Here is a 25,717-nt window from a genome sequence, read left to right as displayed (position 1 = left end):
GGAAGCCGGAAGTAGCTCACCGGCAGACGGCGTACCTACGTCCAGCTTCACGCTTCCAGCTACCGGCTCAAGTTAGTTGAAACGGATAAACGGCGCCCAGTTTAAGGATCTGCGTCAGCTCATCCAATGCCGTGCGGCATTCAGTGAGCAATTGTGGATCAGCCAGGTCGGTTTCGCTCAGGCGATCGCGGTAGTGCTTCTCCACCCAACCGGTCAGGCTGTCGTAGAGCGAAGGGGTGAGGATCACGCCCTGGTTCACCGCCGCCAGCTCGTCGTCCTTCAGCGCCACGCGCAGGCGCAGGCAGGCGGGGCCGCCGCCGTTCTGCATGCTCTGCTTGAGGTCGAAGACCTTCACCTCGCGGATCGGGCCGTCCTCGGCGGTCAGGGTCTGCAGGTAATTCCACACCCGCGCGTTGTTGCGGCATTCCTCCGGCACGATCAGCAGCATGCTGCCGTCGGCGCGACTCAACAGCTGGCTGTTGAACAGGTAGGAACGCACCGCGTCCTCCACCGTCACCGCATCACGGGGCACGCACACGGCCTGGAAGCGGCCACCGACGCGGCCCAGCTTGTCGTGCAGCTCGGCCAGCACCTTGTCGGTGTCGAGGAAAGCGTCCTCGTGGTGGAACAGCACTTCGCCGTTACCCACCGCGATCACGTCGTTGTGGAACACGCCCTGGTCGATCACCGCCGGGTTCTGCTGGGCATAGACCACGCCGGCCTCGCTCAGCCCGTGCAGGCGTGCGACGGCCTGGCTGGCCTCCAGGGTCTGCCGCGCCGGGTAGCGCGCCGGTGCCGGGAAGCGGCTGTCGAAGGCGCTGCGGCCGAACACGAAGAACTCCACGCCCGCCTCGCCATAGCCCTTGCAGAAACGGGTGTGGTTGGCCGCACCTTCGTCACCGAACTGCGCCACTGCCGGCAGCGCGGCGTGGTGGGCGAAGTGGCGCTCGTTGGCGAACATCGCCCCCAGCACGCGGCTGGTGGTGGGGTGCTCGATGCTGCGGTGGAACTTGCAATTGAGGTTGGCGGCGGTGAAGTGCACGCGGCCATCGGCGGTGTCGGCGCTGGGGCTTACGGTGCAGGCGTTGGCGGTCCACATGCTCGAGGCCGAGCTGCAGGCGGCCAACAGCGGCATGGCCTCCTTGGCGGCCTTCTCGATCACCTGGGCGTCGGTGCCGGCGAAGCCGAGGCTGCGCAGCGCGGCGACGTTGGGGCGCTCCTGCGGGGCCAGTACGCCCTGCTTGAAGCCCATGTCCATCAGCGCCTTCATCTTCGCCAGGCCCTGCAGGGCGGCTTCCTTGGGGCTGGAAGCGGCCTGGCTGTTGCTCTGCGACGCCACGTTGCCGTACGACAGGCCGCCGTAGTTGTGGGTCGGGCCGACCAGACCGTCGAAGTTCACTTCATGGGCGCTCATAGGCTGACTCCAGGCGTCAGGGTTGCAGGCAGGGCAAGGGTTTCACTTTCCAGCGAAGCGACCGGGTAAGCGCAATAGTCAGCGGCGTAGTAGGCGCTGGCGCGGTGGTTGCCCGACGCGCCGATGCCCCCGAAGGGCGCACTGCTCGCGGCCCCGGTCAGTTGTTTGTTCCAGTTGACGATGCCGGCGCGGCTCTCGATGAAGAAGCGCTGGTACAGCTCGCGGGAATCCGACAGTAGCCCGGCGGCCAGGCCGTACTGGGTGGCGTTGGCTTCGGCGATGGCGGCATCGAAATCGGCGTAGCGGATCACCTGCAGCAGCGGGCCGAAGAACTCCTCGTCCGGGCGCTCGGCCACGGCGGTGACGTCGATGATGCCGGGGGTCAGCAGCGCAGCGGTTTCCAGCGGCTGGGACATGGCCAGCAGCACATTGGCGCCCTTGGCGATCAGTTGCTCCTGAGCCTTGAGCAGGTGGCGCGCGGCGTCCAGGGAAATCACCGAGCCCATGAAGGGCGCCGGCTGGGCGTCGAAGGCGCCGACCTGGATGCTCGCCGCCACCGCCACCAGGCGAGCCAGCAGCGCGTCGCCCCAGGCACCTTGCGGCACCAGCAGGCGGCGGGCGCAGGTGCAGCGCTGGCCAGCGGAGATGAAGGCGGACTGGATGATGGTGTACACGGCGGCGTCGACATCGGCGAGCTCGTCCACCACCAGCGGGTTGTTGCCGCCCATCTCCAGCGCCAGGATCTTGTCCGGGCGGCCGGCGAACTGCTGGTGCAGCAGGTTGCCGGTGCGGCTGGAACCGGTGAAGAACAGGCCATCGATGCCGGCGCTCGCGGCCAGGGCGATGCCGGTCTCGCGGGCGCCCTGCACCAGGTTCAGCACGCCAGCGGGCAGGCCCGCTTCGATCCAGCACTTGACCGTCAGCTCGGCGACCTTGGGGGTCAGCTCGCTGGGCTTGAAGATCACCGCGTTACCGGCCAGCAGCGCCGGCACGATGTGGCCATTGGGCAGGTGGCCAGGGAAGTTGTAGGGGCCGAACACCGCCACCACGCCATGGGGCTTGTGGCGAAGCACGGCGGTGGCGTCGGCCAGGGGGCCGCTCTTCTCGCCGGTGCGTTCGCGGTAGCTCTGGATGGAGATGGCGACCTTGTTGACCATGGTGGTCACTTCGGTGGCCGACTCCCACAGCGGCTTGCCGGTCTCCTCGCCGATGCAGCGGGCGAGTTCGTCGGCGTGGGCCTTGAGGGTGAGGGCGAAGCGCTCCAGAACACCGATGCGCTCCTCCAGGCTCAGCCGGGCCCAGGCCGGGAAGGCGACACGGGCGGCGGCCACGGCGGCCTCGACCTGTTCGGCGCTGGCGCCCTGGCCGTTCCAGACGGATTCCTGGGTCACCGGGTTCAGCGAGTCGAAGGCCTCGCCCTGCCCCGCCTGCCAGGCGCCTGCGATGTAATGGGTGCTCATTTGACGGACTCCTTGGCCGACAGCGGCACGGCGCGGACCGAGGCGCCAGCCGAGAGTTTCAGACGCTTGGCGGTATCCGCATCGACCACCAGCGTGCCAGCGGCCAGACGGGCCGGGGCGGCGGTGACGCGGCAATCCTCGCGCTTGCGGTTGTGGATCAGGTACGGCGTGGCATCGTCGCCCGGCGTACCCACGGCCAGCACCAGCGTCTGGCTGTCCTGCACGGCGCGGATCTTCGCGGTCTGGCACTCGATGGCCGGGCCGGCGTCGAAGATGTCGACGTAGCCCTGGAAGCTGAAGCCCTCGCCCTTGAGCATGGCCAGCGCCGGCTCGGTGTCGGCGTGCACGCGGCCGATCACGTCACGGGCCGCCTCGGAGAGGAAGCAGGTGTAGAGCGGGAACTTGGGCATCAGCTCGGCGATGAAGGCCTTGTTGCCGACGCCGGTGAGGTAGTCCGCGCGGGAGAATTCCATTTTGAAGAAGTGGCGGCCGAGGCTGTCCCAGAAGGGCGAGACGCCGTTCTCGTCGGACATGCCGCGCATCTCGGCGATCACCTTGTCACCGAACAGCTCGGGGAACTCGGCGATGAACAGGAAGCGCGCCTTGGACAACAGCCGGCCGTTGAGGCCGCTGCGGTAACCGGCGTGAAGGAACAGCGAGCAGAGCTCGGAGTTGCCGGTCAGGTCGTTGGCCAGGAACAGCGTGGGGATCTGCCGGTGGATGTTCAGCTCCTGGGAGGCGCTGACGGTGAGCCCGACCCGGTAGTTGTACCAGGGCTCGCGCAGGCCCACGGCGCCGGCCACGGCGGAGATGCCGACCACCTTGCCGTCGTCGTCCTCGAGCACGAACAGGTAGTCCGCGTCGCCCCGTTCGGCTTCGCCGTGGAAGGCCTTCTCCGCCCAGCCGACTCGGTGCGACAGGCGCTCCTCGTTGGCCGGGAGGGTGGTGAGGCCGGCACCGGTGCTGCGCGCCAGGTCGATCAGGGCAGGCAGGTCGGCGCTGCGTACGGGACGAACGATCATAGTGACTCCGTTAGAGCTGCATGCTTCAAGCGGCACGCTGCAAGCCGGCGGCAACGGCCGCCGCTTGGCGTTTCGGTTTAAATCGCTACCAGGCGCACGCTGGCGCCTTCACCCACGCCGAGGGCTTCGGCGATCTCCAGGCTGAGTTCCACCGGCTTGCCGGGCACCCAGTCGAGGTCCGCCACCACGGCGCGGAAGTCCTGCAGCAGGCCGTTGCTCACCAGGTACTGGCGGCCACCCTTCTGCTGCTCGCCGATGCGCACGGGCACGACGCGGCTCTGGGCGATGGAACGGATGCCGGAGGTGCGGGCGTGCAGGGTCGGGCCGCCATCGAAGATGTCGATGTAGTTGTCGGTCTCGAAGCCTTCACGCATCAGGATGTCGAAGGTGATCTGCGCGCGCGGGTGCACCTGGCCCATGGATTCCTGTGCCTCGTCCGGCAGCAGCGGCACGTAGATGGGGTAGTTGGGCATCAGCTCGGCGAGGAAAGTGCGGCTCTTCAGGCCCGAGAGGCGCTCGGCCTCGATGTAGTTCAGGTCGAAGAAGTTGCGCCCCACGGCGTTCCAGAACGGCGATTCGCCCTCGTCGTCGCTGTAGCCGACGATCTCCACCACCACCGCATCGGCGAAGCGCTCCGGGTGGCTGGCCATGAACATCAGGCGCGCCCGGGAGTTGAGCTCAGCGCTGGCGGTGCCCACCAGCTCGCGCTGCACGTAGAAGCTGGTCAGCAGGCTGTTGCCGGTGAGGTCGTGGCACAGCGAGAGGACGTGGATCTTGTTGTGGATCTTCAGCTCGCGCGAGGCGTGGACGAAGGTCTCGTTGCGGAAGCTGTAGAAGGGCTCGGAGAAGCCCGCCGAGGCGACGATGGCCGAGCAGCCGACCAGGCGGCCGGTCTCGGTGTCTTCCAGGACGAAGAAATAGCTCTCCTCGCCGTTGAAGCTGACTTCGGCGGCGAACGAGGCTTCCGAGGCGGCGATCTTCTCGCCGAGGCGCTCGGCGTCGTCCGGCAGCGAAGTGACACCAACGGGGCTGTCCGCAGCCAGGCGCTGAACATCGGCAAGGTCGGCCATTTGCGCGGGGCGCATCACCAGCATGGTGTCACTCCTTCAATAAAGGCTCCGGGCAACCCATGCGAGGTCGGCCGGAGAAAACGGCGGCCAAAAGGCCGCCGATCACGCATGAAAACGTTCATCCCTGGAATCGGAACCGCGGCACAGCCCTGTGCCGCGTATCACCCGGGCCTCAGGCCTGGGTCAGCTTGGCCACGGCGCGCTCGAAGCGATCCAGGCCCTCGTCGATGTCGGCATCCGGGATCACCAGGCTGGGCGCGAAGCGCACCACATCCGGGCCAGCCTGCAGCACCATCACGGCTTCCTTCTCGGCGGCGTTGAGCACGTCCTTGGCCTTGCCCTTCCAGGCATCGGACAGGGCCGCGCCCAGCAGCAGGCCGAGGCCGCGTACTTCGGTGAAGATGCCGTACTTCTTGCCGATCGCCTCGAGGCGGGTCTTGAAGCGGTCGTGCTTGGCGTTGATGCCGCTCAGCACTTCCGGGGTGTTGATCACGTCCAGTACCGCTTCGGCCACGGCGCTGGCCAGCGGGTTGCCGCCATAGGTGGTGCCGTGGGTGCCCACCACCAGGTGCTTGGCGATCTCGGTGGTGGTCAGCATGGCGCCGATGGGGAAACCGCCGCCCAGGCTCTTGGCGCTGGAGAGGATGTCCGGGGTCACGCCGTAGTTCTGGTAGGCGAACAGCTTGCCGCTGCGGCCCATGCCGCTCTGCACTTCGTCGAACACCAGCAGCGCGTTGTGCTCGTCGCACAGCTTGCGCGCGCCTTCCAGGTAAGCCTGGGTGGCCGGCAGTACACCGCCCTCGCCCTGCACGGGCTCGAGCACCACGGCGCAGGTCTTGTCGGAGATGGCGGCCTTCAGCGCTTCCAGGTCATTGAAGGGCACATGGGTGATGCCCTCGACCTTGGGGCCGAAGCCGTCGGAATACTTGGGCTGGCCACCGACGGTCACGGTGAACAGGGTGCGGCCGTGGAAGCTGTTGGTGGCCGAGATGATCTCGTGCTTCTGCGGGCCATAGACGTCATGGGCGTAGCGACGGGCCAGCTTGAAGGCGGCCTCGTTGGCCTCGGCGCCGGAGTTGGCGAGGAACACGCGCTCGGCGAAGGTGGCGGCCACCAGCTTCTTGGCCAGGCGCAGGGCCGGCTCGTTGGTGAAGACGTTGGACACGTGCCAGATCTTGTTGGCCTGGTCGGTCAGTGCCTTGACCAGCGCCGGGTGAGCATGGCCGAGGGAGTTCACGGCGATACCGCCGGCGAAATCGATCAATTCGCGGCCACTCTGGTCCCAGACTCGCGAACCCTCACCGCGTACCGGAATGAAAGCGGCGGGGGCGTAGTTGGGAACCATCACCTGATCGAAATCGGCGCGCTCGACCTGCGCATGCTCAACGGACATCAGTTTCTCCTGCCATGAACGGCTAGTGATGAAAGGATTGTAGGGACAGATTAGGGGTTGGCATTGCCGCCAAGCGACAACTTCTTACAGCGCCAACCCGTGAAAAACCGAGGCTTTCGTAAATGCGACAGAAAGCTTCGGGAAGGCGCAGTTTAAACGCGGATCGCCACGGGACGCACGGGGCGCAGCGCATCGGTCAGCGGATGACCGGCGAGGCTTCGATGACGACGCGAATGGCGATCGGCGACTGCCGGAACCGGGCGGTTCCGGCGTCCTTGCAAGGGCCGCTCGCGCAGGCCCGTGGAGCGGAGCCCGAGCGGACTCCGCGAAAGGCACCATCCACCCGCTAAAGCGGCATCCGGTACTCGATCACCCCCGGCCGCTCGGCGATCCAGTCATACAGCCGCTGGGCGGTGTGGTTGCTCTCCTGGGTATGCCAGTACAGCCGGTCGCACTGCCTTTCCCGGGCCTGCCCCTGCACGTACTCGATCAGCCTCTTGCCGATCTTCTGGCCACGCACGCTGGGGGAGACGTAGAGGTCCTCCAGGTAGCAGAAGTCGTTCACGGCCCAGGTCGAGCGATGGAAGACGAAGTTGACGAAGCCGAAGATGTGCTCGCCATCCGTGGCGACGGCGGCCTGGACCGGCTCGCGCTCATCGAAGAACCGCGCCCAGGTCATCCGGGTGACCTCCGGGCTCAGGTCCACGCCATAGAACTCTTGGTACTTGCCCCAATACTCGGCCCATTTGTCGAAATCTTCCGGCTTCACCGGGCGAACCGAGATGAGTTGCTGCACTGCTGTCATGGAAATGCTCCTGTTTTCCATCCGGGAGGCCCTCCCTCCCGGAACTGCCGATCAAGCGCGGGCCCGCGCTCCTGCGCCAGCTCCACCAGGCTTGACCGTGGCCGTTTTATAGCGCCCTATTGGCCTGATTTTCCCCGCCAATATATGCATCAAGAGCAGACCAATTGTTCAAGAACTCCCTGCTGGAATCGGTCAAGGCCCGGCTGGTTCATCCGGAACTCCTGCCATTGCCGCTGCACGCACGGATCCAGCGCGCCCTCCGCCAGCTGATACTGGATGGCGCCCTGGCGACGGGCACGCCACTGCCCGCTTCGCGCCTGCTGGCCAGCTCCCTCGGAGTCTCCCGGGACACCATCGAGTCCGCCTACGGCCAACTGCATGCCGAAGGCTTCATCGAACGCCGGGTCGGCAGCGGCAGCTTCGTGGCCGAAGCCACCCGCTTGTTGCCCGGCAGGCCCGCCGCGCGGCGCACACGCAAGACAACGGAGGAAGGGCCCGGGCTGAGCAGGCGCGGCCAGGCCATGCTGCGCCAGGGCGGCGTGCGCGAGCACCTCGCCCCCCGCCCCTTCGCCCATGGCGTGCCCGAGACGCGCACCTTTCCGTTGCAAACCTGGGAGCGCCTGCAACGCCAGGCGCTGAAGGAGTTCGGTTCGAAAGCCCTGCTGCATGGCGACCCCCAGGGCCTGGAGCCGCTGCGCCGGGCCATCGCCGACTACGTCAACCTGGAACGTGGCGCCCGCACCTCGGCAGACCAGGTGCTGGTGCTCACCAGTTCCCAGCAGGCGCTCGGGCTGTGCGCCACCGTGTTGCTGGACGCGGGCGAGCGGATATTCATCGAAGACCCGGCCTACTACGGTGCCCGCAAGGCCTTCGAAGCCGCAGGGCTCGCCTGCCAGGCCATCCCCGTCGACGCAGAGGGCCTGCAGGTGGACCGACTCCTGGCTCACCCCCATCCCGCCAAGGCGGTGTACCTGACGCCGTCACACCAGTTCCCGACGGGCGCGACGCTTTCCCTGGAGCGGCGCCTGGCCCTGATCGAATGGGCCAAGCGGGAACAGGCCTGGATCATCGAGGACGACTACGACAGCGAATTCCACTACGCCGGCCGGCCGACCGCCTGCGTCCAGGGCCTGGATGCGCACGAGCGGACGCTCTATATAGGCACCTTCACCAAATCGCTGTTTCCGGGATTGCGCATCGGCTACCTGGTGCTGCCGCCGGCGCTGGTGGAGCCCATGACCGTCGCCCGCACCCTGCTGGACGGCCACACCGCGTCCATCTCCCAGCTGACCCTGGCGCGCTTCATCAGCGGCGGGCACTTCGGCGCCTACGTCCGCAGCATGCGCACCCTCTACGCTGAGCGACTGGCCCTCCTCGCGGAGCTGCTGGAAAAGAGACTGGGCACGCTGATCGAACCCCATGTTCCGGCCGGAGGATTACAGATGCCCTGCCTGCTCACCGGGGACCTGCCCGAAGCCACCGCCGTCACCGCCGCGCGCAACACGGGCATCGAGCTGCTGGGGCTGAGCGGGCTGTATGTCGAGCGCCCGGCGCAGCCGGGCTTCCTCATGGGCTTCGCCGCCTACACCCCGGAAGAGCTCACGCGTGCGGTCGCCACGCTGGAACGCTGCCTGGACGCGGCCAGCAGGAAACGGGCTCCGTAGGTTGGCGCCAAGCGCAGCGCGGCCCAGCGGGCGGTGTATGGACGGGCGTGCCACGCGCACCTGGGGAGCCTGCCGGAAACACCGTGTGGCGGTGCGCACGGCACACCCTACGGCACGAGTTCATCCTGCTGAGCGCTCAATTCAAACCTTCACAGGCAGCGCCGATGACTCATGACCACGCCCTGAGGACGTAATTTCTCAGGTTCAAGTGAAGGAAAGGGACAGGCCAGACACCGGGCAGGCACGACGCCCACCCGGTGCGGGCGATCAACCGCGCTCGGCGAGGGCCGGCTGGTTGTCGAAGGGGCCGCTGCTGCGGCGCTGGTTGCGGTCTTCGCGGGGGGTGACGCCGAAGAAATTGCGGTAGGCGCTGGAGAAGTGCGGGCCGGAGGAGAAGCCGCAGGACAGGCCGATCTGGATGATCGACTTGCTGGTCTGCATCAGCATCTGCCGGGCCTTGTTCAGGCGCAGCTCAAGGTAGTACTGGCTGGGCACCCGGTTGAGGTACTGCTTGAAGATGCGCTCCAACTGACGACGCGACACGCACACGTGCTGGGCGATCTCGTCGGTGGTCAGCGGCTCCTCGATATTGGCCTCCATCAGCAGCACCGCCTGGGTGAGCTTCGGGTGGCTGGAGCCGAGGCGGTTCTGCAGCGGAATGCGCTGGCGCTCGCCGCCTTCGCGGATGCGCTCCACCACCAGCTCCTCGGATACCGCGCCCGCCAGCTCGGCGCCGTGGTCACGGGCCAGCACCGCCAGCAGCAGGTCGAGAACCGAAAGGCCGCCACAGGCACTGAGGCGATCACGGTCCCAGTCGAACAGGTGGCTGGTGGCGATGACCTTGGGGAAGCGCTCGGTGAAATCGTCCTGCCAGCGCCAGTGCACCGCCGCGCGGTAACCGTCGAGCAGGCCGAGCTGGGCCAGCGGATAGACACCCGCGGAGAGGCCGCCGATCACGCAGCCGGAACGCACCAGCTGCTTGATCGCCGCCGACAGCGCAGCCGACATCGGCGCCGGCGGCTCGTCGGCCAGCAGGAACAGCCGCGTGAGGCCTTCGAGCTTGCCGGTCCAGGCTTCGCCGGGCAGGCGCCAGGCGCCCTCGGCAGGTGTTTCGGCCTGGAGGAAGTGCAGCTCGTAAACCACGTCGGAGTGCAGGCGTTGAGCAACGCGAAGTGCTTCCTCGGCCAGCGCCAGGGTCATGGCCTTGGTGCCGGGCCAGAGGAGAAAACCGATTCGATGGGCAGTCATGGCAGGCAGCTTAGCCGCAGTTGGCATTAATTACTTCAGGCTCCCCGAGAGGAACTGCTTGAGGCGCTCGGATTGCGGATTGGCCAGCACTTCGCGTGGGCAGCCGGTCTCTTCGACCACGCCCTTGTGCAGGAAGATCAACTGGTTGGAAACCTCGCGGGCGAAGCCCATCTCGTGGGTCACCACCACCATGGTGCGGCCTTCGGTGGCCAGGTCCTTCATCACCTTGAGCACCTCGCCCACCAGCTCGGGGTCGAGGGCGGAGGTGGGTTCGTCGAACAGCATCACCTCGGGCTCCACGGCCAGGGCACGGGCGATGGCCACGCGCTGCTGCTCGCCACCGGACATGTGCGCCGGGTAGGCGTCCTTGCGGTGCGCCACACCCACCTTGGCCAGGTAGTGCTCGGCCTTCTCGATGGCTTCCTTCTTCGGTACCCCGAGCACGTGCACGGGCGCTTCGATGACGTTCTCCAGGGCGCTCATGTGCGACCACAGGTTGAAGTGCTGGAACACCATCGCCAGACGCGAGCGCATGCGCTGCAGCTGCTTGGGCTCGGCCGCCTTGAGGCCGCCGTCGCGGTTGGCCACCAGCTTCAGCTCTTCGCCGTTGAGCAGGATCTTGCCGCCGTGGGGCTGCTCGAGCATGTTGATGCAGCGCAGAAAGGTGCTCTTGCCCGAGCCGCTCGAGCCGATGATGCTGATCACGTCACCCGCCTTGGCCGCCAGGGATACGCCCTTGAGGACTTCATGGCTGCCGTAACGCTTGTGCAGGTCTTGGACTTCCAGTTTGTACATGGTCTCGGTCTCGATGCGAATGGATCAGTCGCTCAACAAGCGTCCCTGACGAATAGGTACATGGCCGGCCACCTTGGCCAGCCACAGTCCGGGCTGCGCAAAACGCAGGCGTTCGCGCACATACAGCACACCACCGGTGGAGGCACGCACCACGCTGTGGCGGTCATCCAGGGGGTCGATGACTTCGAACAGCGGATCACCCGCCTCGACCATCGCCCCCACCGGCTGCAGGAAACTCACCACCCCGGCATGGGGGGCATAGGCATATTCGGCGCCCTCGAAGGGCGTCACCTCGCAACGGGGCGCGGGTGCCGGTGGCCATTCGCCGCTGATCAGCCCCTGCCCGGCGAGGAAGGCGAGGATGGCCTCGCAGCTGGCTTCGGCGCGCTCGCGCTCGGTGTCGGCCATGCCGCCCAGCTCCACGGTCGCCGCCACACAGGCCAGCGGGATGGCGCATTCGGGGAAGCGACGCTGCAGGCGCAGCCAGGCCATGGAGCAGGCCTCGTCGAACGAGCTGGCGCCGGAATCCTCGGCCACCAGCATGGCGCCGGCCCCCAGGCGCGCGCCCAGCGGGCCGAAGGCGTCCGCCTGCTGGGGAATCATGTAGAGGTGCATCACCGCGTCGAAGTCGCAATGCAGGTCGAGCACCAGGTCGGCGTCGCAGGCATGGCGCAGCAGCAGGCGCTGCAGGCCCTGGAGCTCGGAGGCGGCCGGCGCCAGGCCATCGAGAGCCTGGTGCATGGCACTGCGGATCAATTGCACGTTGGCCGCCACGTCGCTGCCCAGGCGCCCATCGAGGGCGGGCGCCACCAGCTCGGCGAGGTCGGCGAAATCACGGTTGAAGTTCTTACCGCTGGCGAACTCGAAACGGCCCTGGTGGCTGGCCTGGAGCACCTGCCCCAGGCCGATGGGGTTGGCCACCGGCACCAGTTCGACCACGCCGGCCAGGCGCCCTTCGGCTTCCAGCTCGGCGAGGCGCTTCTTCAGCGCCACCGCCACCCGCATGCCCGGCAACTCATCGGCATGCAGCGAGGCCTGGATATAGGCCTTGCGCGCGCCGCTGCCGAAACGGAAAACCGTCAGCTCGCGGCGGGTACCGGGGGCGCCCCAGGGCAACAGGTGGTCGATGCGCTGCATGGGGTCAGGCCTTGCGCGGGGCCATGTAGGCCAGCCAGCGGCGCTCGGCCAGCTTGAACAGGCGCACCAGGATGAAGGTCAGGCACAGGTAGAACAGGCCGGCGGTGATGAAGGCCTCGAACGGCAGGTAGTACTGCGAGTTCACGGTGCGCGCGGCGCCGGTGATGTCGATCAGGGTGACGATGGAGGCGAGGCTGGTGGTGTGCAGCATCATGATCACCTCGTTGCTGTACTGCGGCAGCGCGCGGCGCAGCGCCGAAGGCAGCAGGATGCGGCGGTACAGCTTGGCCCGCGACATGCCGATGGCCTTGGCGGCCTCGATCTCGCCATGGGGCGTGGCCTTGATGCTGCCCGCGAGGATCTCGGCGGTGTAGGCGCTGGTGTTCACGGCGAACGCCAGGCAGGCACAGAAGGTGGCATTGGACAGGTAGGGCCAGAGCACGCTCTCGCGCACCCAGGCGAACTGGGCCAGGCCGTAGTAGATGAGGAACAGCTGCACCAGCATCGGGGTGCCGCGGATGACATAGGTGTAGAGCCAGGCCGGGAAGTTCACCGCCGGCTGCTTGGAGACCCGCATCAGCGCCAGCGGCACGGCCGCCAGCAGGCCCAGGGCGAGGGAGATCGCCAGGAGCTTGAGGGTAACCAGCACGCCACCGAAGTAGAGCGGCAGGTTTTCCAGAATGACGTTGTAGTCGAAGATCACGCGTGCGCCCTCTTGATCACAGCTCGGCGGCTTTGATGCCGGCGGAATAGCGTTTTTCCAGGAAGCGCAGGGCCAGCAGGGAAACGCTGGTCAGCACCAGGTAGAGCGCAGCCACGGCCAGGTAGAAGGTGAAGGGCTCGCGGGTCGCGTCCGCAGCGCTCTTGGCCTTGAACATCATGTCTTGCAGGCCGACCACCGAAACCAGCGCGGTGGCCTTGGTCAGCACCAGCCAGTTGTTGGTGAAGCCGGGAATGGCCAGGCGGATCATCTGCGGCACCAGCACGCGGAAGAACACCTGGCGGCCGCTCATGCCGTAGGCGAAGCCGGCCTCGCCCTGCCCTTTCGGGATCGCCATGAAGGCGCCACGGAAGGTCTCGGACAGGTAGGCACCGAAGATGAAGCCGAGGGTGAAGACCCCGGACCAGAACGGATCGAGATCGATGTAATCCTCATAGCCGACCAGGGGCGCGACCATGTTCACCACCTGCTGGCCGCCGTAGAAGATCAGCAGGATCAGCACCAGGTCGGGAATGCCGCGGATCACCGTGGCATAGGTCTCGCCCAGCAGCGCCAGCCAGCGCACCGGCGACAGGCGGAACGCCGCGCCGACCAGGCCCAGGACGATGGCCATCGACATGGACGACAGGGCCAGCAGAAGGGTGAGCCAGGCACCATCGAGAATGGTCGAGCCGTAGCCGTTGAGCATGTTCAGGTCCTCATGCAGCGCCCCGGCTGGAACCGGACAGCACCGCTGCAACGAAAAAGTGGCACAACCTGCAGGTTAGCCGCGAACCGTGGAGCCTGGTGTCGCGCCGCTGTGGTCGCCTGCTGGCGACCTCAACATCCTGGTTGTGCCACTTCCGGGGAAAGGCAGCCTTTTCGATATGTCACTGAAACCTGGGCGAGGCGCCGGTCTTCAGCGTTCTATCAGTTGCCGTAAACGTCGAACTGGAAGTACTTGTCCTGCACTTCCTTGTACTTGCCGTTGGCGCGGATGGCGGCGATGGCGGCAGTGATCTTGTCGGCCAGGGCTTTGTCGCCCTTGCGCACGGCGATACCGGCGCCCTCACCGAAGTACTTCGGATCGGTGTAGTCCGGGCCTACCAGGGCGAAGCCCTTGCCGGCTTCGGTCTTGAGGAAACCGTCGTCGATGTTCACGGCATCGGCCAGGGTCGCGTCGAGGCGGCCGGAGGTCATGTCGAGGAAGACTTCGTTCTGCGAGCTGTAGCGCACCACTTCGATGCCGGCCGGGGCATAGACCTCGGTGGCGAAACGGTCGTAGGTGCTGGCGCGCTGCACGCCAACCTTCTTGCCCTTCAGGTCCACCAGCGGGTCGTTGATCACGGTGCCGGCCTTCATCGCCAGCTTGATCGGGGTCTGGTAGTACTTGCCGGTGAAGTCCACGGACTTCTTGCGCTCGTCGGTGATGGTCATCGAGGACAGGATGGCGTCGAACTTGCGCACCTTGAGGGCCGGGATCAGACCGTCGAATTCCTGCTCGATCCATTTGCACTCGACCTTCATCTCGGCGCACAGGGCGTTGCCGATGTCGTAGTCGAAGCCGGTGATCTTGCCGTCCGGAGTCTTGTAGGCGAAGGGCGGGTAGGCCGCTTCGATACCGATGCGCAGGGGTTTGGCTTCATCGGCCACAGCAGCCAGCGGCGACAACAGGGAAAGCGCCATGGCGCCGAGAAGTGCGATCTTCTTCATCTTTTGACTCCTACGAATGGGTATGGCTTCTGCTGGCAGAGTGAGAAAGTGCCCAGGCCTTCGATGAATTGTAGAAAGAGGCGCCGGGTTTACCTTGATCGATCTCAGGGAAAATGGCCGTGGCCGGGTGAGCGGCATTCTAGCGACAGCCCTAAAGTCGATATTTCTTCAATGCGACAACAAATTACAAAAGGCCAGGACGGCCAGGGCGGGCGGGTTGACAGTCTCTTGCCGATATGCAAGAGCCAGAAAGACGTTAAACCGAATGAAACAGCAATTACCGCGCCAATAAATAGATCCCCCTTTATCCACAAGGCTTGCAGCCTTGGATCGATTTTTCCCGAGCGGACTTTCCCGCCCTCATTCGAGGCAGGGTGTTCCCTGTCGCCCCGTTTCGGCGCAACGCGTAACAGCGCCAGCGTTACCCTGACCGGGCAGTCCGGCACTTGGCCGCACAAACTTCTTTCGCCGATATAAATCAGTTGCTTGGCGTCGTCGCCGACACGACCCAGTGACCAAGCCCCCCGCAAGTAAAAATCCACGTTCTTAGAACGCGGCTTTGCTTTTGGCCCCCTAGAAGGGGGCAATCAGACCTCGGAACATGCAGCCGCCGCTCACTCCGGACGTAGGGTGTGCTGCGCGCACCTCGGACTCGCCGGAAGCACCGCACGGAGGTGCGCACGGCACACCCAACGACACGCGTTCATCCTGCTGGGCTCTCCATTCAAATCGTCACAGGAAGAACCGATGACCACGCCCTAAGGACGTGGTTTCACAAATTCAAACGAAAACGCCCCGCCGCGGCTTGTGGCCGGGGCGGGGCGTGGGTGTTGCGCGCAGGCGCCGGGTCAGGCGGCCTGCATGGTGCGGTGGGTATCGATGAGGTGCTGCACCACGCCGGGATCGGCCAGCGTGGAGATATCGCCGAGGGTGTCGTACTCGGCCACGGCGATCTTGCGCAGGATGCGGCGCATGATCTTGCCCGAGCGGGTCTTGGGCAAGCCCGGTGCCCACTGGATGACGTCCGGCGTGGCGATGGGGCCGATCTCGCGGCGCACCCACTGCTTGAGTTCCTGGCGCAATGCCTCGGAGGACTCCACCCCGGCGTTGAGGGTGACGTAGACGTAGATGCCCTGCCCCTTGATGTCGTGGGGGACGCCGACCACGGCGGCCTCGGCGACTTTCGGGTGGGCGACCATGGCGCTTTCGATCTCGGCGGTGCCCATGCGGTGGCCGGAGACGTTGAGCACGTCGTCGACGCGGCCGGTGATCCAGTAGTAGCCGTCTTCGTCGCGACGGGCACCGTCACCGGTGAAGTACATGCCCTTGAAAGTCTTGAAGTAGGTGTCGACGAAACGGTCGTGGTCGCCGTACAGGGTACGGGCCTGGCCCGGCCAGGAGTCGATGATCACCAGGTTGCCTTCGGCGGCGCCCTCGATGAGGTTGCCCAGGTTGTCCACCAGGGCCGGCTGCACACCAAAGAAGGGGCGCGCGGCGGAGCCCGGCTTGAGGGCGTGGGCACCCGGCAGCGGGGTCATCAGGCAGGCGCCGGTCTCGGTCTGCCACCAGGTGTCGACGATCGGGCAGCGGGACTGGCCGACGTTCTCGTAGTACCAGTGCCAGGCCTCCGGGTTGATCGGCTCGCCCACCGAACCCAGCAGGCGCAGGCTGGAGCCATCGGCACCGGCCACGGCGGCCTTGCCCTCGGCCATCATCGCGCGGATGGCGGTGGGGGCGGTGTAGAGGATGTTGACCTTGTGCTTGTCGATGATCTTGGCGACGCGGGAAACATCCGGGTAGTTCGGCACGCCTTCGAACATCAGGGTCGTGGCACCGTTGGAAAGCGGCCCATAGACCAGGTAGGTGTGGCCGGTGACCCAGCCGATGTCGGCGGTGCACCAGAAGACTTCGCCCGGACGGTAGTCGAACACGCGCTCATGGGTCAACGAGGCGTAGACCAGGTAGCCGCCGGTGGTGTGCAGCACGCCCTTGGGCTTACCGGTGGAGCCGGAGGTGTAGAGGATGAACAGCGGGTCCTCGGCGCCCATTTCCTTCGGCAGGCACTGGCTGGAGGCGACCTTCATCAGGTCCTCGTACCAGACGTCGCGGTGCGGGTTCCACTTGATGTCCGAACCGGTGCGCTTGACCACGATCAGCTTCTGCACGCTGCTGGTCTCGGGGTTGGTCAGGGCGTCGTCGACATTGGCTTTCAGCGCTGTCTTCTTGCCGCCGCGCAGGCCTTCGTCGGCGGTGATCACCACCTTGGACTTGCAGTCGATGATGCGACCGGCCAGGGCTTCAGGAGAGAAGCCACCGAAGACCACGGAGTGGATCGCGCCGATACGGGTACAGGCGAGCATGGCCACCACCGCCTCGGGGATCATCGGCATGTAAATGGTGACCACGTCACCACGGTGCACATCCTGGCCGCGCAGGGCGTTGGCGAACTTGCACACTTCTTCGTGCAGTTCGCGGTAGGTGATGTTGCGGTGCTCGGACGGGTCGTCGCCTTCCCAGATGATCGCCAGCTGGTCGCCGCGCTCGGCGAGGTGACGGTCCAGGCAGTTGGCGGACAGGTTGAGGGTGCCGTCGGCGAACCACTTGATGTCGACGTGGTGGTCGTCGAAGGAGGTCTGCTTGACCTTGGTGAACGGCTTGATCCAGTCGATGCGCTGAGCCTGCTCGCGCCAGAAGCCGTCGGGGTTGATCACCGACTGCTGGTACATGGCCTTGTAGGTCGCCTCGTTGGTCAGCGACTTTTCAGCCACCTCGGGACGCACCGGATACAGTGAAGCAGCACTCATGTTCATACCTCGACGGGCAGTTGTTTTTGTATGCCGCCTTTTGTATCCCCCGCCTCCCTGTAGGGCCATTCGACCATGGTCTTACCGCATACGGACTATGGTCTAAGACCGCTGCAAAGCTCTGGTAGCAAGGCCCGCCCGGGCGGGCATGCATCGCGCGCCCAGCCGCACAACGCTCACCCCAGCAGGCCGAATCGGCCAACAGCGCTACGAACGTTCCCCGCAGTGCGAAATGGCTGACGCATGCGCATTAAAACGAACACTCATCCAGCAGAAAAATCGACAAAAGCGCCACATCCGGCCAATTCAGGCGGAAATATTTAGCCAAATCCTATCGATTGCCTTAAGTCGATTCCAAATGGTAATTTTCCGTTCATTATGTCGAACACAAAACCCTACTCCCTGCACTTTTCCCGTCTGGTGTCCCGTGAAGGCCACTGGACCGGCGACCTCTAGCCCTCCCCTCTTCCATCGAAGGCCACACCGGGATCTCCCCGCGCTGGCCATCCACCAAGATTCCCCGCGCCCGTCCAACGAATGACGGCGCTTTTGCACGCCCATGGGAGGGCACCATGCGTTCCTGGATTTACCTGCTCACGGCGATCTTCTTCGAAGTCGTCGGCACCACCTCGATGAAATTCGCCACCGAACAGGCGCCCCTGCTCGGCTACCTGCTGATGTACGCGCTCATCGGCCTGTCCTATTTCTTCCTCGCCCTGGCGGTGAAGCGCGTCCCGGTGGGCGTCGCCTATGCGCTGTGGGAAGGCATCGGCATCGTCCTGATCACCGCCGTCAGCGTCGCCTGGCTGGGGGAAAGCCTGGGCCTGGCCAAGGCCCTCGGCCTGGGCGTGATGATCGTCGGCATCCTGCTGATCAAGTCCGGCACCCGTGCCACGCCGACGACCCGCGGCCAGGAGGTGATGGCATGAACGGCGTGACCTGGATCCACTTCGCCTGGCTGGGCCTGGCCATCGCCCTGGAAGTGTTGGCCAACGTATTGCTGAAGTACTCCGACGGCTTCCGCCGCCGTGTACTCGGCGCCGTCTCCATCCTCTGCATACTCGCCGCCTTCACCGCCCTGGCCCAAGCGGTGCATGGCATCGACCTGTCCCTGGCGTACGCCATCTGGGGCGGCTTCGGCATCCTCGCCACGGTCGCCCTGGGCTGGGCGCTGTTCGGCCAGCGCCTGGCCTGGCAGGGCTGGGTCGGCCTGGTCATGCTGGTGCTGGGGATGGGCCTGCTGAAAATGGCGTGACCAGCCCTCTGCGGAAGGGCAAATCGCAGGCAAAAAAATGGGCGACCTCAGGGTCGCCCTATCAATCATTCCGGGAGAGGAATGTAGAAACGCTTGTGTCCGCATCACGCAAGATTCAGACAGCGCCCTTTTTACGCTCCCGTCTCCGTGCCAGCCATTGCACCAAGGTCTAACAGGCCTGTTAAAAACGTAGGCGAGGCAACGCCGTTGGCTTTTCCTAAACGTCCTCGCGACCCAGGCCATGCTGGCGCAGCTTATTGGCAATGGTGGTGTGGGACACCCCCAGGCGCTTGCCCAGTTGGCGGCTGCTGGGGTGGTCGGCGAACAGGCATTCCAGAACCGCCTTCTCGAAGCGCCCGAGAATGGCGTCCAGCCCGCCGTCGAGGGAGAAATCCCCCAGGGGCTGCGGCGCGCCGTAGTGCGGCAGGCGGATGTGCTCGGGCTTGACCGTGCCGCCCTCGCACAGGGAAACCGCCTGGAACAGCACGTTCTCCAGTTGCCGCACGTTGCCCGGCCAGTGGTATTGGCCGAGGCGCTCCAGGGCCTGGGGTGCCAGCCGCGGCAAGGCACAGCCGATCTGCCGGCTGGCCGAGTCGAGGAAGTGCTCCACCAGCGGCGGCAACCCGTCCCGGCATTCGCGCAGCGGCGGGATGTGCAGCGACAGCACATTGAGGCGGTGGTACAGGTCCTGGCGGAATTCGCCCCGCGCGCAGAGCTCGGACAGGTCCACCTGTGTTGCGCAGATCACCCGCACATCCAGGTACACCTCCTCGTCGCTGCCCACGCGGCGGAAGCAGCCGTCCTGGAGGAAGCGCAGCAGCTTGGCCTGCAGGCGCGGGCTCATCTCGCCCACGCCGTCGAGGAACAGCGTGCCGCCGGCGGTCAGCTCCAACAGCCCCAGCTTGCCCTCCGGCCGCGCGCCCTCGAAGGCCCCCGGGCCGTAGCCGAACAGCTCGGTCTCGGCCATGGATTCCGGCAGGCCGGCACAGTTCAGCGCCATGAAGGGCGACTGCCCGCGCGGGCTGGCCAGGTGGCAGGCGCGGGCCAGCAGCTCCTTGCCGGTGCCGGTCTCGCCCTCGATCAGCAGCGGGGCGTCCAGGGGCGCCATGCGCCTCGCCTCACGCACCACGGCGGCCATCACCCGCGAGCTCTGGAAGATACTGTCGAAGCCACGCAGCTCCTGCTTGCGCACATGGTAGATACGCTCGCCCACGCGGTCGGCGCGGTGCAGGGTGAGCACCGCACCGGCCAGGGCCTCGCTCTCGTCGTGTTCGGATTGCAGCGGCGCGATATCGGCGAGGAACACATCGCCCCGCACCTTCACCCGCAGGCCGTTGATGCGCGCCTTGTTGGCCCGCACCAGCTCCGGCAGGTCGAAATCCTCGGTGTAGCGCGACAGCGGGATGCCCGGCACCTCGTCCACCCGCACGCCCAGCAGCTGCGCAGCGGCGCGGTTGGCGGCGACGATGGAGCCGCCCATGTCGATGGACAGCACCGGGAACTCCAGCGCGCCGAGCAGCGCATTCAGCTCCAGGTGGCGGCGCTCGCTGGGCATCAGGCCCACGCGCTTGACGCCGAACACGCCAGGGATGTCCTCCAGCTTCGGCCGCAGGGACTGCAGTTGCAGGTTGATCAGGTTCGGGCAGAGCAGGTAGATGGCGTTGCCCTGGTCGCCGCCGACTTCGCCACGGTTGACGTTGATGCCGTAGTCGACGAGCAGGTTGAGGATGTCGCGCAGGATGCCTACGCGATTCTGGCAATGGACTTTGATACGCATGCGGCACCCCGGAAACGGGTTCTTGTCTGGGGCTCGGTGCTGAAAATCAGCATCCTGCCCGATTTTTCCGTCAAGAATATGTGACGAATCCATCCACCAGCAAGATGACTCCGCCTAGCCCTCGCAAAATCGTAAACATTTCTTTACGGAAACGCCGCCACTGTTCCCCTGCCGCGCCTTGCCGCCCGGCTGCACAGCGCAACGAACCGGGTTATCCATGGCCTAACACAACAACAAAGCCCCGCCCCAGGAGGCCGAATGAAAACCTCGCAATACGTGGCCCGCGAGCCGGATGAGAACGACTTTATCCACTACCCGGACAGCGAGCACCGGGTATGGAACACCCTGATCACCCGCCAATTGAAGGTGATTGAAGGGCGCGCCTGCCAGGAGTACCTGGACGGCATCGAACGCCTCGCCCTCCCCCATGACCGCATCCCCCAGCTGGGCGAGATCAACCAGGTGCTGCAGGCCGCCACCGGCTGGCGTGTCGCCCGGGTACCGGCCCTGATCCCCTTCCAGACCTTTTTCGAGCTGCTGGCCAGCCAGCAGTTCCCGGTGGCCACCTTCATCCGCACCCCGGAAGAGCTGGACTACCTGCAGGAGCCGGACATCTTCCACGAGATCTTCGGCCACTGCCCGCTGCTGACCAACCCCTGGTTCGCCGAGTTCACCCACACCTACGGCAAGCTCGGTCTCAAGGCCACCAAGGAAGAGCGCGTCTACCTCGCCCGCCTGTACTGGATGACCATCGAGTTCGGCCTGGTGGAAACCGCCCAGGGCCGGCGCATCTATGGCGGCGGCATCCTCTCCTCGCCGAAGGAGACCGTCTACAGTCTTTCCGACGCGCCCGAACACCAGGCATTCGACCCGCTGGAGTGCATGCGCACGCCGTACCGCATCGATATCCTGCAGCCGCTCTACTTCGTGCTGCCGGACCTCAAGCGCCTGTTCGAGCTGGCCCACGAGGACATCATGGCGCTGGTGCGCCAGGCCATGACCCTCGGCCTGCACGCGCCCAAGTTCCCGCCCAAGCCCAAGGCGGCCTGAGCCCTTATTCGCCGGTTGGCGCCACCCGCCGCGCCAGCCGACCTGCCCTCTATCTGGAGAACCCCATGACCGCACTGTCCCAAGCCCATTGCGAAGCCTGCCGCGCCGACGCGCCCAAGGTTCCCGAGGCCGAACTGGCCGAACTGCTCAAGCAGATCCCCGACTGGAACATCGAAGTCCGCGACGGAATCATGCAGCTGGAGAAGGTCTACCGCTTCAAGAACTTCCGCTACGCCCTGGCCTTCACCAACGCCGTGGGCGCCATCGCCGAGGAAGAAGGCCACCACCCGGGCCTGCTCACCGAGTGGGGCAAGGTCACCGTCACCTGGTGGAGCCACGAGGCCAAGGGCCTGCACCGCAACGACTTCATCATGGCCGCCCGCACCGACGGAGTGGCCGCTGGCGCCGAGGGCCGCAAATGAGCCATTTCGCCCCGGTCGGGCGCGTGCCTGGCGACCCCATCCTCGGCCTGATCGAAGCCCATCGCCAGGACCCCAACCCGGCCAAGATCGACCTGGGCGTGGGCGTCTACAAGGATAGCCAGGGCCTGACCCCCATCCCCCGCGCAGTAAAGCTCGCCGAGCAGCGCCTGGTGGAGGTGCAGCGCACCAAGACCTACATCGGCGGCCACGGTGATGCCGCCTTCGGCCGCCTGCTGGGCGAGCTGGTGCTGGGCGCCGGCTCGCCGCTGCTGGCCGGCCAGCGTGCCGGCGTCACCCAGACCCCGGGCGGCACTGGCGCCCTGCGCCTGGCAGCGGAGTTCATCGCCCGCTGCCTGCCGGGCCGCGACATCTGGGTCAGCGACCCGACCTGGCCGATCCACGAGACCCTGTTCGCCGCCAGCGGCCTGGCCGTGCACCACTACCCCTATGTCGGCGCCGACAACCGCCTCGACCTGGAAGCCATGCTCGCCGCCCTGGAACAGGTGCCCGAAGGCGACGTGGTGCTGCTGCACGCCTGCTGCCACAACCCCACCGGCTTCGACCTGGGCCGCCACGACTGGCAACGGGTGTTGGAAATCGTCAAGGCGCGCCGCCTGCTGCCGCTGCTGGACTTCGCCTACCAGGGCTTCGGCGACGGCCTGGAGCAGGACGCCTGGGCCGTGCGCCTGTTCGCCGAGTCGCTGCCGGACGTGCTGATCACCAGCTCCTGCTCGAAGAACTTCGGCCTGTATTGCGAACGCACCGGCGCCTTGGTCGTCTGCGCCGCCACGCCCGACACCCTCGTCGACGTGCGCAGCCAGCTGGCCTTCATCGCCCGCAACCTCTGGTCCACCCCGCCGGACCATGGAGCCGCCGTGGTCGCCACCATCCTCGGTGACGCCGAGCTGAAGGCCGTGTGGCTGGACGAGCTGGAAGCCATGCGCCGCCGCGTCGCCGAACTGCGCGCCGGCCTGGTGGAGGCCCTGGCGCCCCACGGCCTGGCCGAACGCTTCGCCCACATAGCCCAGCAACGCGGCATGTTCTCCTACACCGGCCTGAGTGCCGATCAGGTGGCACGGCTGCGCAGCGAGTCCAGCGTCTACATGGTCAGCAGCGGCCGCGCCAACGTCGCCGGCCTGGATGCCTCGCGGCTGGGCGACCTGGCCCAGGCGTTCGCCCGGGTCTGCTGAAAGGCCCTTCCCTCCCCGCCCCTCGCCCCTGACGGGGGCGGCGGAGCGGCCTGGCGTCGGTCGCTCAGCGCTGCAACAGCGCGATGGCCAGGCTGAGGCCGAAGAACGACAGCACGGTGGCCATCACCAGGGTCGCCGCACAGCGCGCCTCCAGGCCGAAGCGCATGCCCACCAGCGGGTAGATGCTCATCATCGGCGCACAGGCGAAGAGAATGCCCGCCGCCATCAGCGCGGGCTCCACCGGCGGCAGCAGCCAGAACAGACCCGCCACCGCAAGCGGGTGCAGGGCCAGCTTGCCCAGGCTGATGGCCGCCATGTCCGGCAGCAGGCCGCCGAGGCGCACGCCGTGCAGGGTGCCGCCGATGACGAAGAGCGCGGCCGGTGCCGAGGCCGAGGCCAGCATCTCCACCACCCGCGCGGGCACGGCCGGCAGGCGCAGCCCCAGCAGCGACAGGCCGACGCCCACCAGCATGGCGATGATCAGCGGGTTGCGCGCCAGGCGCCCGAAGGTCAGGCGCAGGGTGTGCCAGAACCCCTCGCCGCGCTGCTGCGCCGATTCGGCCAGGGCCAGCGCCAGGGGAATCATCAGCAGGTTTTCCACCACCATGTTCAACGCCAGGCCGAGCACCGCCGTGGGCCCCGCCACCATCACCACCACCGGGTAGCCGACGAAGCCGCTGTTGGAGGCCGACATGCCCAGCCCGGCGATGGCGGCATCGGCCAGGCCACGCCCGCGCAGCAGGCGGAAGTACGCCAGGCCGAGGCCGAACACGGCCAGCGAGCCCAGCCCGTAGGCCAGCAGGTACCAGGGGTTGAACACCTCGCCGATGGGGCGCTCGGCCAGCGCCTTGATCACCAGTGCCGGCAGCGCGAAGTTGAGGACGAACGCGCCGATGCCGCGCACCTGCTCGCGGCTGACCAGCCCGCCCAGGGAGGCGGCGAAGCCCAGGCCGATGATCAGGAACACGGGGGCGGTGATGGTGATGACGTCGAGCAACGGCGGCCTCGGGGCGATGGCGGTGGAGTGGCGCCAGTATCCGTCAGCGGGCCCCGCCAGGCGTGCTGCCCAGGCGCGAAACCCGCCGATAATCGCCCGGCTTCGCCAACCGGGGGGCCTGCGGGCTAGTAGTCCACCTTGCCGCGCCCGGCCTTGATCGCCCCGCGCTTGGACTTGCCGTCCAGGCGGCGGGTCTTCGAGCCCAGGGTCGGCCGGGTCGGGCGGCGCTTCTTCTCCACCTTGCCGGCGCTGCGGATCAGCTCCGCCAGGCGCTCCAGGGCATCGGCGCGGTTCTGCTCCTGGGTGCGGTACTGCTGGGCCTTGATCACGATCACACCCTCGCTGGTGATGCGGCTGTCGCGCAGTTCCAGCAGGCGCTCCTTGTAGAAGGGCGGCAGCGACGAGGCGTTGATGTCGAAGCGCAGGTGCATGGCGCTGGACACCTTGTTGACGTTCTGCCCACCGGCGCCCTGGGCGCGGATGGCGGTCAGCTCGATTTCATCGTCGGGCAGGTGGACGCTGTTGGAGATCAGCAACATGGCACGGGCCGGATAGCGGAAAGAGCGACAGGATAGCGCCGCCGCCCGGTGAAAGCTCGCCGCCGCGCCCGATCCGGCCGCCACCGCGCTCACACAAACTTACCAATCGCCCTGCCCCGCCACTTCCCGCCTCCGTGGCGAGCCCCTAATTTAGGCGCCTTGTCTCGAAGGGGAGCAGCGATGGATTCGATCACCCAGGCGGTGTTGGGCGCGACGGTGCAGACGGCGGTGCTGGGCCGCTGGCAGGGGCGCAAGGCGCTGCTCTATGGCGCGGCCCTGGCGACCCTGCCGGACCTCGACGTGCTGATCCGCTACCAGGACGCCGTGGACGTGATGACCCGCCATCGCGGCTTCAGCCACTCGCTGCCGGTGCTCACCCTGCTGGCGCTGGTGCTCGCCCTGGCCCTGCGGCGCTGGCGGCCGAACCCGGCCTATTCGGGGCGACGACTGTTCCTCGCCCTGTGGCTGGTGCTGGCCACCCACCCGCTGCTCGACGCCTTCACCAGCTACGGCACCCAGCTGTTCTGGCCCTTCACGCCGCCGCCCACGGCCTGGTCCAGCGTGTTCATCATCGACCCGCTCTACACCCTGCCCCTGCTGCTGGCGGTGCTCGCCGGGATGGTCTCCAGCCCACAGGGCAAGGCGCCGCGCGGGCCGCTGCTGGCACTGGCGCTGTCCAGCCTCTACCTGGCCTTCACCGTCGCCGGCAAATGGATGGCCGAACAGCGGGTCGAGGCCGAGCTGGCGCGCCAGGGCATCCAGGCCGAAGCGCTGTTCGCCTCGCCGGCACCCTTCAACAGCCTGCTCTGGCGGGTCACGGTGCTGGACGGCGAGCGCTACCACGAAGCCCTGGTGGGCTGGTTCGACCAGGCCCCGCCCACACTGGTGAGCCTGCCTCGGGGCACCGCCCTCGCTGAACACCTGAAGGCGTCACCGCAATACGCGCGGCTGGCCTGGTTCACCGACGGCGTGCTGCGCTTCGACCAGGTGGGCGACGCCCTGGTGGTGACCGACCTGCGCCTGGGCTTCACCGGCTACCACCCGTTCCGCTTCATCCTCGCCCGGCGCGAGGGCGGGGCCTGGGTGCTGCCGGCGATCACCGAGCGCCTGCCCGCCGGGCGCGGCGACCTGGAACAGCTGGAACTGCTCTGGCAGCGCATCTGGCACCAGGACCGCGAGGTGCCGCTGGCCGAGTGGGCCGCCGGGCTGCAACGCATACCCTGATGCCTTCCGGCAGCGCTGGGCTACGCTTTAGCAGCCAG

23 protein-coding genes are annotated in these 25,717 nt (G+C 66.7%); 7 read left to right on the top strand and 16 right to left on the bottom strand.

The features are described 5' to 3' along the window. Positions 1-67: 67 nt before the first annotated feature. The 6 genes from astB to RTW82_RS29085 form a co-directional block, all read right to left on the bottom strand. Positions 68-1,414, bottom strand: a complete 1,347-nt coding sequence (gene astB / locus RTW82_RS29110; RefSeq protein WP_316927267.1) for an N-succinylarginine dihydrolase — start codon at positions 1,412-1,414, stop codon at positions 68-70. Continuing rightward, a complete protein-coding gene (gene astD / locus RTW82_RS29105) occupies positions 1,411-2,874 on the bottom strand; it encodes a succinylglutamate-semialdehyde dehydrogenase (RefSeq protein WP_021218471.1) in 1,464 nt (487 codons plus the stop codon). The genes astB and astD overlap by 4 nt, the downstream gene beginning before the upstream one ends. Next, entirely contained in the window at positions 2,871-3,896 is a 1,026-nt protein-coding gene (gene astA, locus RTW82_RS29100; RefSeq protein WP_316927266.1) for an arginine N-succinyltransferase, read from the bottom strand. The genes astD and astA overlap by 4 nt, the downstream gene beginning before the upstream one ends. Positions 3,897-3,973: 77 nt before the next feature. Next, complete coding sequence (gene aruF, locus RTW82_RS29095; RefSeq protein ID WP_184487894.1) at positions 3,974-4,990, bottom strand: arginine/ornithine succinyltransferase subunit alpha; 1,017 nt, start codon at positions 4,988-4,990, stop codon at positions 3,974-3,976. Positions 4,991-5,138: 148 nt separating this feature from the next. Next, entirely contained in the window at positions 5,139-6,359 is a 1,221-nt protein-coding gene (locus RTW82_RS29090; protein ID WP_021218468.1) for an aspartate aminotransferase family protein, read from the bottom strand. Between the two features lie 346 nt (positions 6,360-6,705). Beyond that, a complete protein-coding gene (locus RTW82_RS29085; RefSeq protein ID WP_184487893.1) occupies positions 6,706-7,164 on the bottom strand; it encodes a GNAT family N-acetyltransferase in 459 nt (152 codons plus the stop codon). A 164-nt stretch (positions 7,165-7,328) separates the two neighbouring features. On the opposite strand from RTW82_RS29085, the gene RTW82_RS29080 reads away from it, so the two are divergent. Continuing rightward, on the top strand, positions 7,329-8,828 hold the full coding sequence (locus RTW82_RS29080) for a PLP-dependent aminotransferase family protein (RefSeq protein ID WP_316927265.1): 1,500 nt from the start codon (positions 7,329-7,331) through the stop codon (positions 8,826-8,828). 267 nt (positions 8,829-9,095) lie between these two features. Here the strand turns inward: RTW82_RS29080 and argR are convergent, their stop codons facing one another. The 7 genes from argR to acs form a co-directional block, all read right to left on the bottom strand. After that, entirely contained in the window at positions 9,096-10,076 is a 981-nt protein-coding gene (gene argR / locus RTW82_RS29075; RefSeq protein WP_031287378.1) for a transcriptional regulator ArgR, read from the bottom strand. 30 nt (positions 10,077-10,106) lie between these two features. Then, positions 10,107-10,871 carry an ABC transporter ATP-binding protein gene (locus RTW82_RS29070; RefSeq protein ID WP_021218464.1) on the bottom strand — a complete coding sequence of 255 codons (765 nt, stop codon included), beginning with the start codon at positions 10,869-10,871 and terminating at the stop codon, positions 10,107-10,109. Between the two features lie 24 nt (positions 10,872-10,895). Then, positions 10,896-12,008 (bottom strand): succinylglutamate desuccinylase/aspartoacylase family protein, encoded by a 1,113-nt coding sequence (locus RTW82_RS29065; RefSeq protein WP_043242022.1) that lies wholly within the window; start codon positions 12,006-12,008, stop codon positions 10,896-10,898. Positions 12,009-12,012: 4 nt separating this feature from the next. Then, positions 12,013-12,711, bottom strand: coding sequence for an ABC transporter permease (locus RTW82_RS29060; RefSeq protein WP_021218462.1), 699 nt, complete (start codon positions 12,709-12,711; stop codon positions 12,013-12,015). A gap of 16 nt (positions 12,712-12,727) precedes the next feature. After that, positions 12,728-13,417 carry an ABC transporter permease gene (locus RTW82_RS29055; protein WP_021218461.1) on the bottom strand — a complete coding sequence of 230 codons (690 nt, stop codon included), beginning with the start codon at positions 13,415-13,417 and terminating at the stop codon, positions 12,728-12,730. A 221-nt stretch (positions 13,418-13,638) separates the two neighbouring features. After that, complete coding sequence (locus RTW82_RS29050; protein WP_021218460.1) at positions 13,639-14,421, bottom strand: ABC transporter substrate-binding protein; 783 nt, start codon at positions 14,419-14,421, stop codon at positions 13,639-13,641. A gap of 848 nt (positions 14,422-15,269) precedes the next feature. Further along, on the bottom strand, positions 15,270-17,225 hold the full coding sequence (gene acs, locus RTW82_RS29045; protein ID WP_316927264.1) for an acetate--CoA ligase: 1,956 nt from the start codon (positions 17,223-17,225) through the stop codon (positions 15,270-15,272). Positions 17,226-17,797: 572 nt separating this feature from the next. Between acs and RTW82_RS29040 the strand changes: the two genes are divergently transcribed. Then, the gene (locus RTW82_RS29040; RefSeq protein ID WP_043242026.1) at positions 17,798-18,154 is read left to right on the top strand and encodes a multidrug/spermidine efflux SMR transporter subunit MdtJ; all 357 of its coding nucleotides are present in this window, start codon (positions 17,798-17,800) and stop codon (positions 18,152-18,154) included. Next, positions 18,151-18,480 (top strand): multidrug/spermidine efflux SMR transporter subunit MdtI, encoded by a 330-nt coding sequence (gene mdtI / locus RTW82_RS29035; RefSeq protein ID WP_316927263.1) that lies wholly within the window; start codon positions 18,151-18,153, stop codon positions 18,478-18,480. Before RTW82_RS29040 ends, mdtI begins: the two co-directional genes overlap by 4 nt. A gap of 217 nt (positions 18,481-18,697) precedes the next feature. Here the strand turns inward: mdtI and RTW82_RS29030 are convergent, their stop codons facing one another. Then, a complete protein-coding gene (locus tag RTW82_RS29030; protein WP_316927262.1) occupies positions 18,698-20,257 on the bottom strand; it encodes a sigma-54-dependent transcriptional regulator in 1,560 nt (519 codons plus the stop codon). A 258-nt stretch (positions 20,258-20,515) separates the two neighbouring features. On the opposite strand from RTW82_RS29030, the gene phhA reads away from it, so the two are divergent. The 3 genes from phhA to RTW82_RS29015 all read left to right on the top strand — a co-directional run bounded on the left by phhA (position 20,516) and on the right by RTW82_RS29015 (position 22,919). Next, the gene (phhA, locus tag RTW82_RS29025) at positions 20,516-21,307 is read left to right on the top strand and encodes a phenylalanine 4-monooxygenase (protein WP_021218455.1); all 792 of its coding nucleotides are present in this window, start codon (positions 20,516-20,518) and stop codon (positions 21,305-21,307) included. 65 nt (positions 21,308-21,372) lie between these two features. Continuing rightward, positions 21,373-21,729 carry a 4a-hydroxytetrahydrobiopterin dehydratase gene (locus tag RTW82_RS29020; protein WP_271658571.1) on the top strand — a complete coding sequence of 119 codons (357 nt, stop codon included), beginning with the start codon at positions 21,373-21,375 and terminating at the stop codon, positions 21,727-21,729. Next, positions 21,726-22,919, top strand: coding sequence for an amino acid aminotransferase (locus RTW82_RS29015; protein WP_316927261.1), 1,194 nt, complete (start codon positions 21,726-21,728; stop codon positions 22,917-22,919). The genes RTW82_RS29020 and RTW82_RS29015 overlap by 4 nt, the downstream gene beginning before the upstream one ends. 64 nt (positions 22,920-22,983) lie before the next feature. Here RTW82_RS29015 and RTW82_RS29010 read toward each other — a convergent pair whose 3' ends face one another. Further along, positions 22,984-23,916, bottom strand: coding sequence for an AEC family transporter (locus tag RTW82_RS29010; RefSeq protein ID WP_316927260.1), 933 nt, complete (start codon positions 23,914-23,916; stop codon positions 22,984-22,986). Positions 23,917-24,041: 125 nt separating this feature from the next. After that, positions 24,042-24,455, bottom strand: coding sequence for an alternative ribosome rescue aminoacyl-tRNA hydrolase ArfB (gene arfB / locus RTW82_RS29005; RefSeq protein ID WP_021218451.1), 414 nt, complete (start codon positions 24,453-24,455; stop codon positions 24,042-24,044). A gap of 180 nt (positions 24,456-24,635) precedes the next feature. On the opposite strand from arfB, the gene RTW82_RS29000 reads away from it, so the two are divergent. Next, complete coding sequence (locus RTW82_RS29000; protein WP_316927259.1) at positions 24,636-25,679, top strand: metal-dependent hydrolase; 1,044 nt, start codon at positions 24,636-24,638, stop codon at positions 25,677-25,679. Positions 25,680-25,717: the final 38 nt, after the last annotated feature.

The sequence above is a fragment of the Pseudomonas sp. zfem005 genome, from assembly GCF_032621735.1.
In the GTDB taxonomy this organism is placed as follows: Bacteria; Pseudomonadota; Gammaproteobacteria; order Pseudomonadales; family Pseudomonadaceae; genus Metapseudomonas; species Metapseudomonas solani.
Note: the sequence above shows the minus strand (reverse complement) of the source record. Positions and strands in the feature narration are given on the sequence as shown.

Bases quoted from the DNA above. Each gene is read 5' to 3' on its own strand.
- astB (WP_316927267.1), bottom strand. From the start codon at position 1,414: ATGAGCGCCCATGAAGTGAACTTCGACGGTCTGGTCGGCCCGACCCAC.
- astD (WP_021218471.1), bottom strand. From the start codon at position 2,874: ATGAGCACCCATTACATCGCAGGCGCCTGGCAGGCGGGGCAGGGCGAG.
- astA (WP_316927266.1), bottom strand. From the start codon at position 3,896: ATGATCGTTCGTCCCGTACGCAGCGCCGACCTGCCTGCCCTGATCGAC.
- aruF (WP_184487894.1), bottom strand. From the start codon at position 4,990: ATGCTGGTGATGCGCCCCGCGCAAATGGCCGACCTTGCCGATGTTCAG.
- RTW82_RS29090 (WP_021218468.1), bottom strand. From the start codon at position 6,359: ATGTCCGTTGAGCATGCGCAGGTCGAGCGCGCCGATTTCGATCAGGTG.
- RTW82_RS29085 (WP_184487893.1), bottom strand. From the start codon at position 7,164: ATGACAGCAGTGCAGCAACTCATCTCGGTTCGCCCGGTGAAGCCGGAA.
- argR (WP_031287378.1), bottom strand. From the start codon at position 10,076: ATGACTGCCCATCGAATCGGTTTTCTCCTCTGGCCCGGCACCAAGGCC.
- RTW82_RS29070 (WP_021218464.1), bottom strand. From the start codon at position 10,871: ATGTACAAACTGGAAGTCCAAGACCTGCACAAGCGTTACGGCAGCCAT.
- RTW82_RS29065 (WP_043242022.1), bottom strand. From the start codon at position 12,008: ATGCAGCGCATCGACCACCTGTTGCCCTGGGGCGCCCCCGGTACCCGC.
- RTW82_RS29055 (WP_021218461.1), bottom strand. From the start codon at position 13,417: ATGCTCAACGGCTACGGCTCGACCATTCTCGATGGTGCCTGGCTCACC.
- RTW82_RS29050 (WP_021218460.1), bottom strand. From the start codon at position 14,421: ATGAAGAAGATCGCACTTCTCGGCGCCATGGCGCTTTCCCTGTTGTCG.
- acs (WP_316927264.1), bottom strand. From the start codon at position 17,225: ATGAGTGCTGCTTCACTGTATCCGGTGCGTCCCGAGGTGGCTGAAAAG.
- RTW82_RS29040 (WP_043242026.1), top strand. From the start codon at position 17,798: ATGCGTTCCTGGATTTACCTGCTCACGGCGATCTTCTTCGAAGTCGTC.
- mdtI (WP_316927263.1), top strand. From the start codon at position 18,151: ATGAACGGCGTGACCTGGATCCACTTCGCCTGGCTGGGCCTGGCCATC.
- RTW82_RS29030 (WP_316927262.1), bottom strand. From the start codon at position 20,257: ATGCGTATCAAAGTCCATTGCCAGAATCGCGTAGGCATCCTGCGCGAC.
- phhA (WP_021218455.1), top strand. From the start codon at position 20,516: ATGAAAACCTCGCAATACGTGGCCCGCGAGCCGGATGAGAACGACTTT.
- RTW82_RS29020 (WP_271658571.1), top strand. From the start codon at position 21,373: ATGACCGCACTGTCCCAAGCCCATTGCGAAGCCTGCCGCGCCGACGCG.
- RTW82_RS29015 (WP_316927261.1), top strand. From the start codon at position 21,726: ATGAGCCATTTCGCCCCGGTCGGGCGCGTGCCTGGCGACCCCATCCTC.
- arfB (WP_021218451.1), bottom strand. From the start codon at position 24,455: ATGTTGCTGATCTCCAACAGCGTCCACCTGCCCGACGATGAAATCGAG.
- RTW82_RS29000 (WP_316927259.1), top strand. From the start codon at position 24,636: ATGGATTCGATCACCCAGGCGGTGTTGGGCGCGACGGTGCAGACGGCG.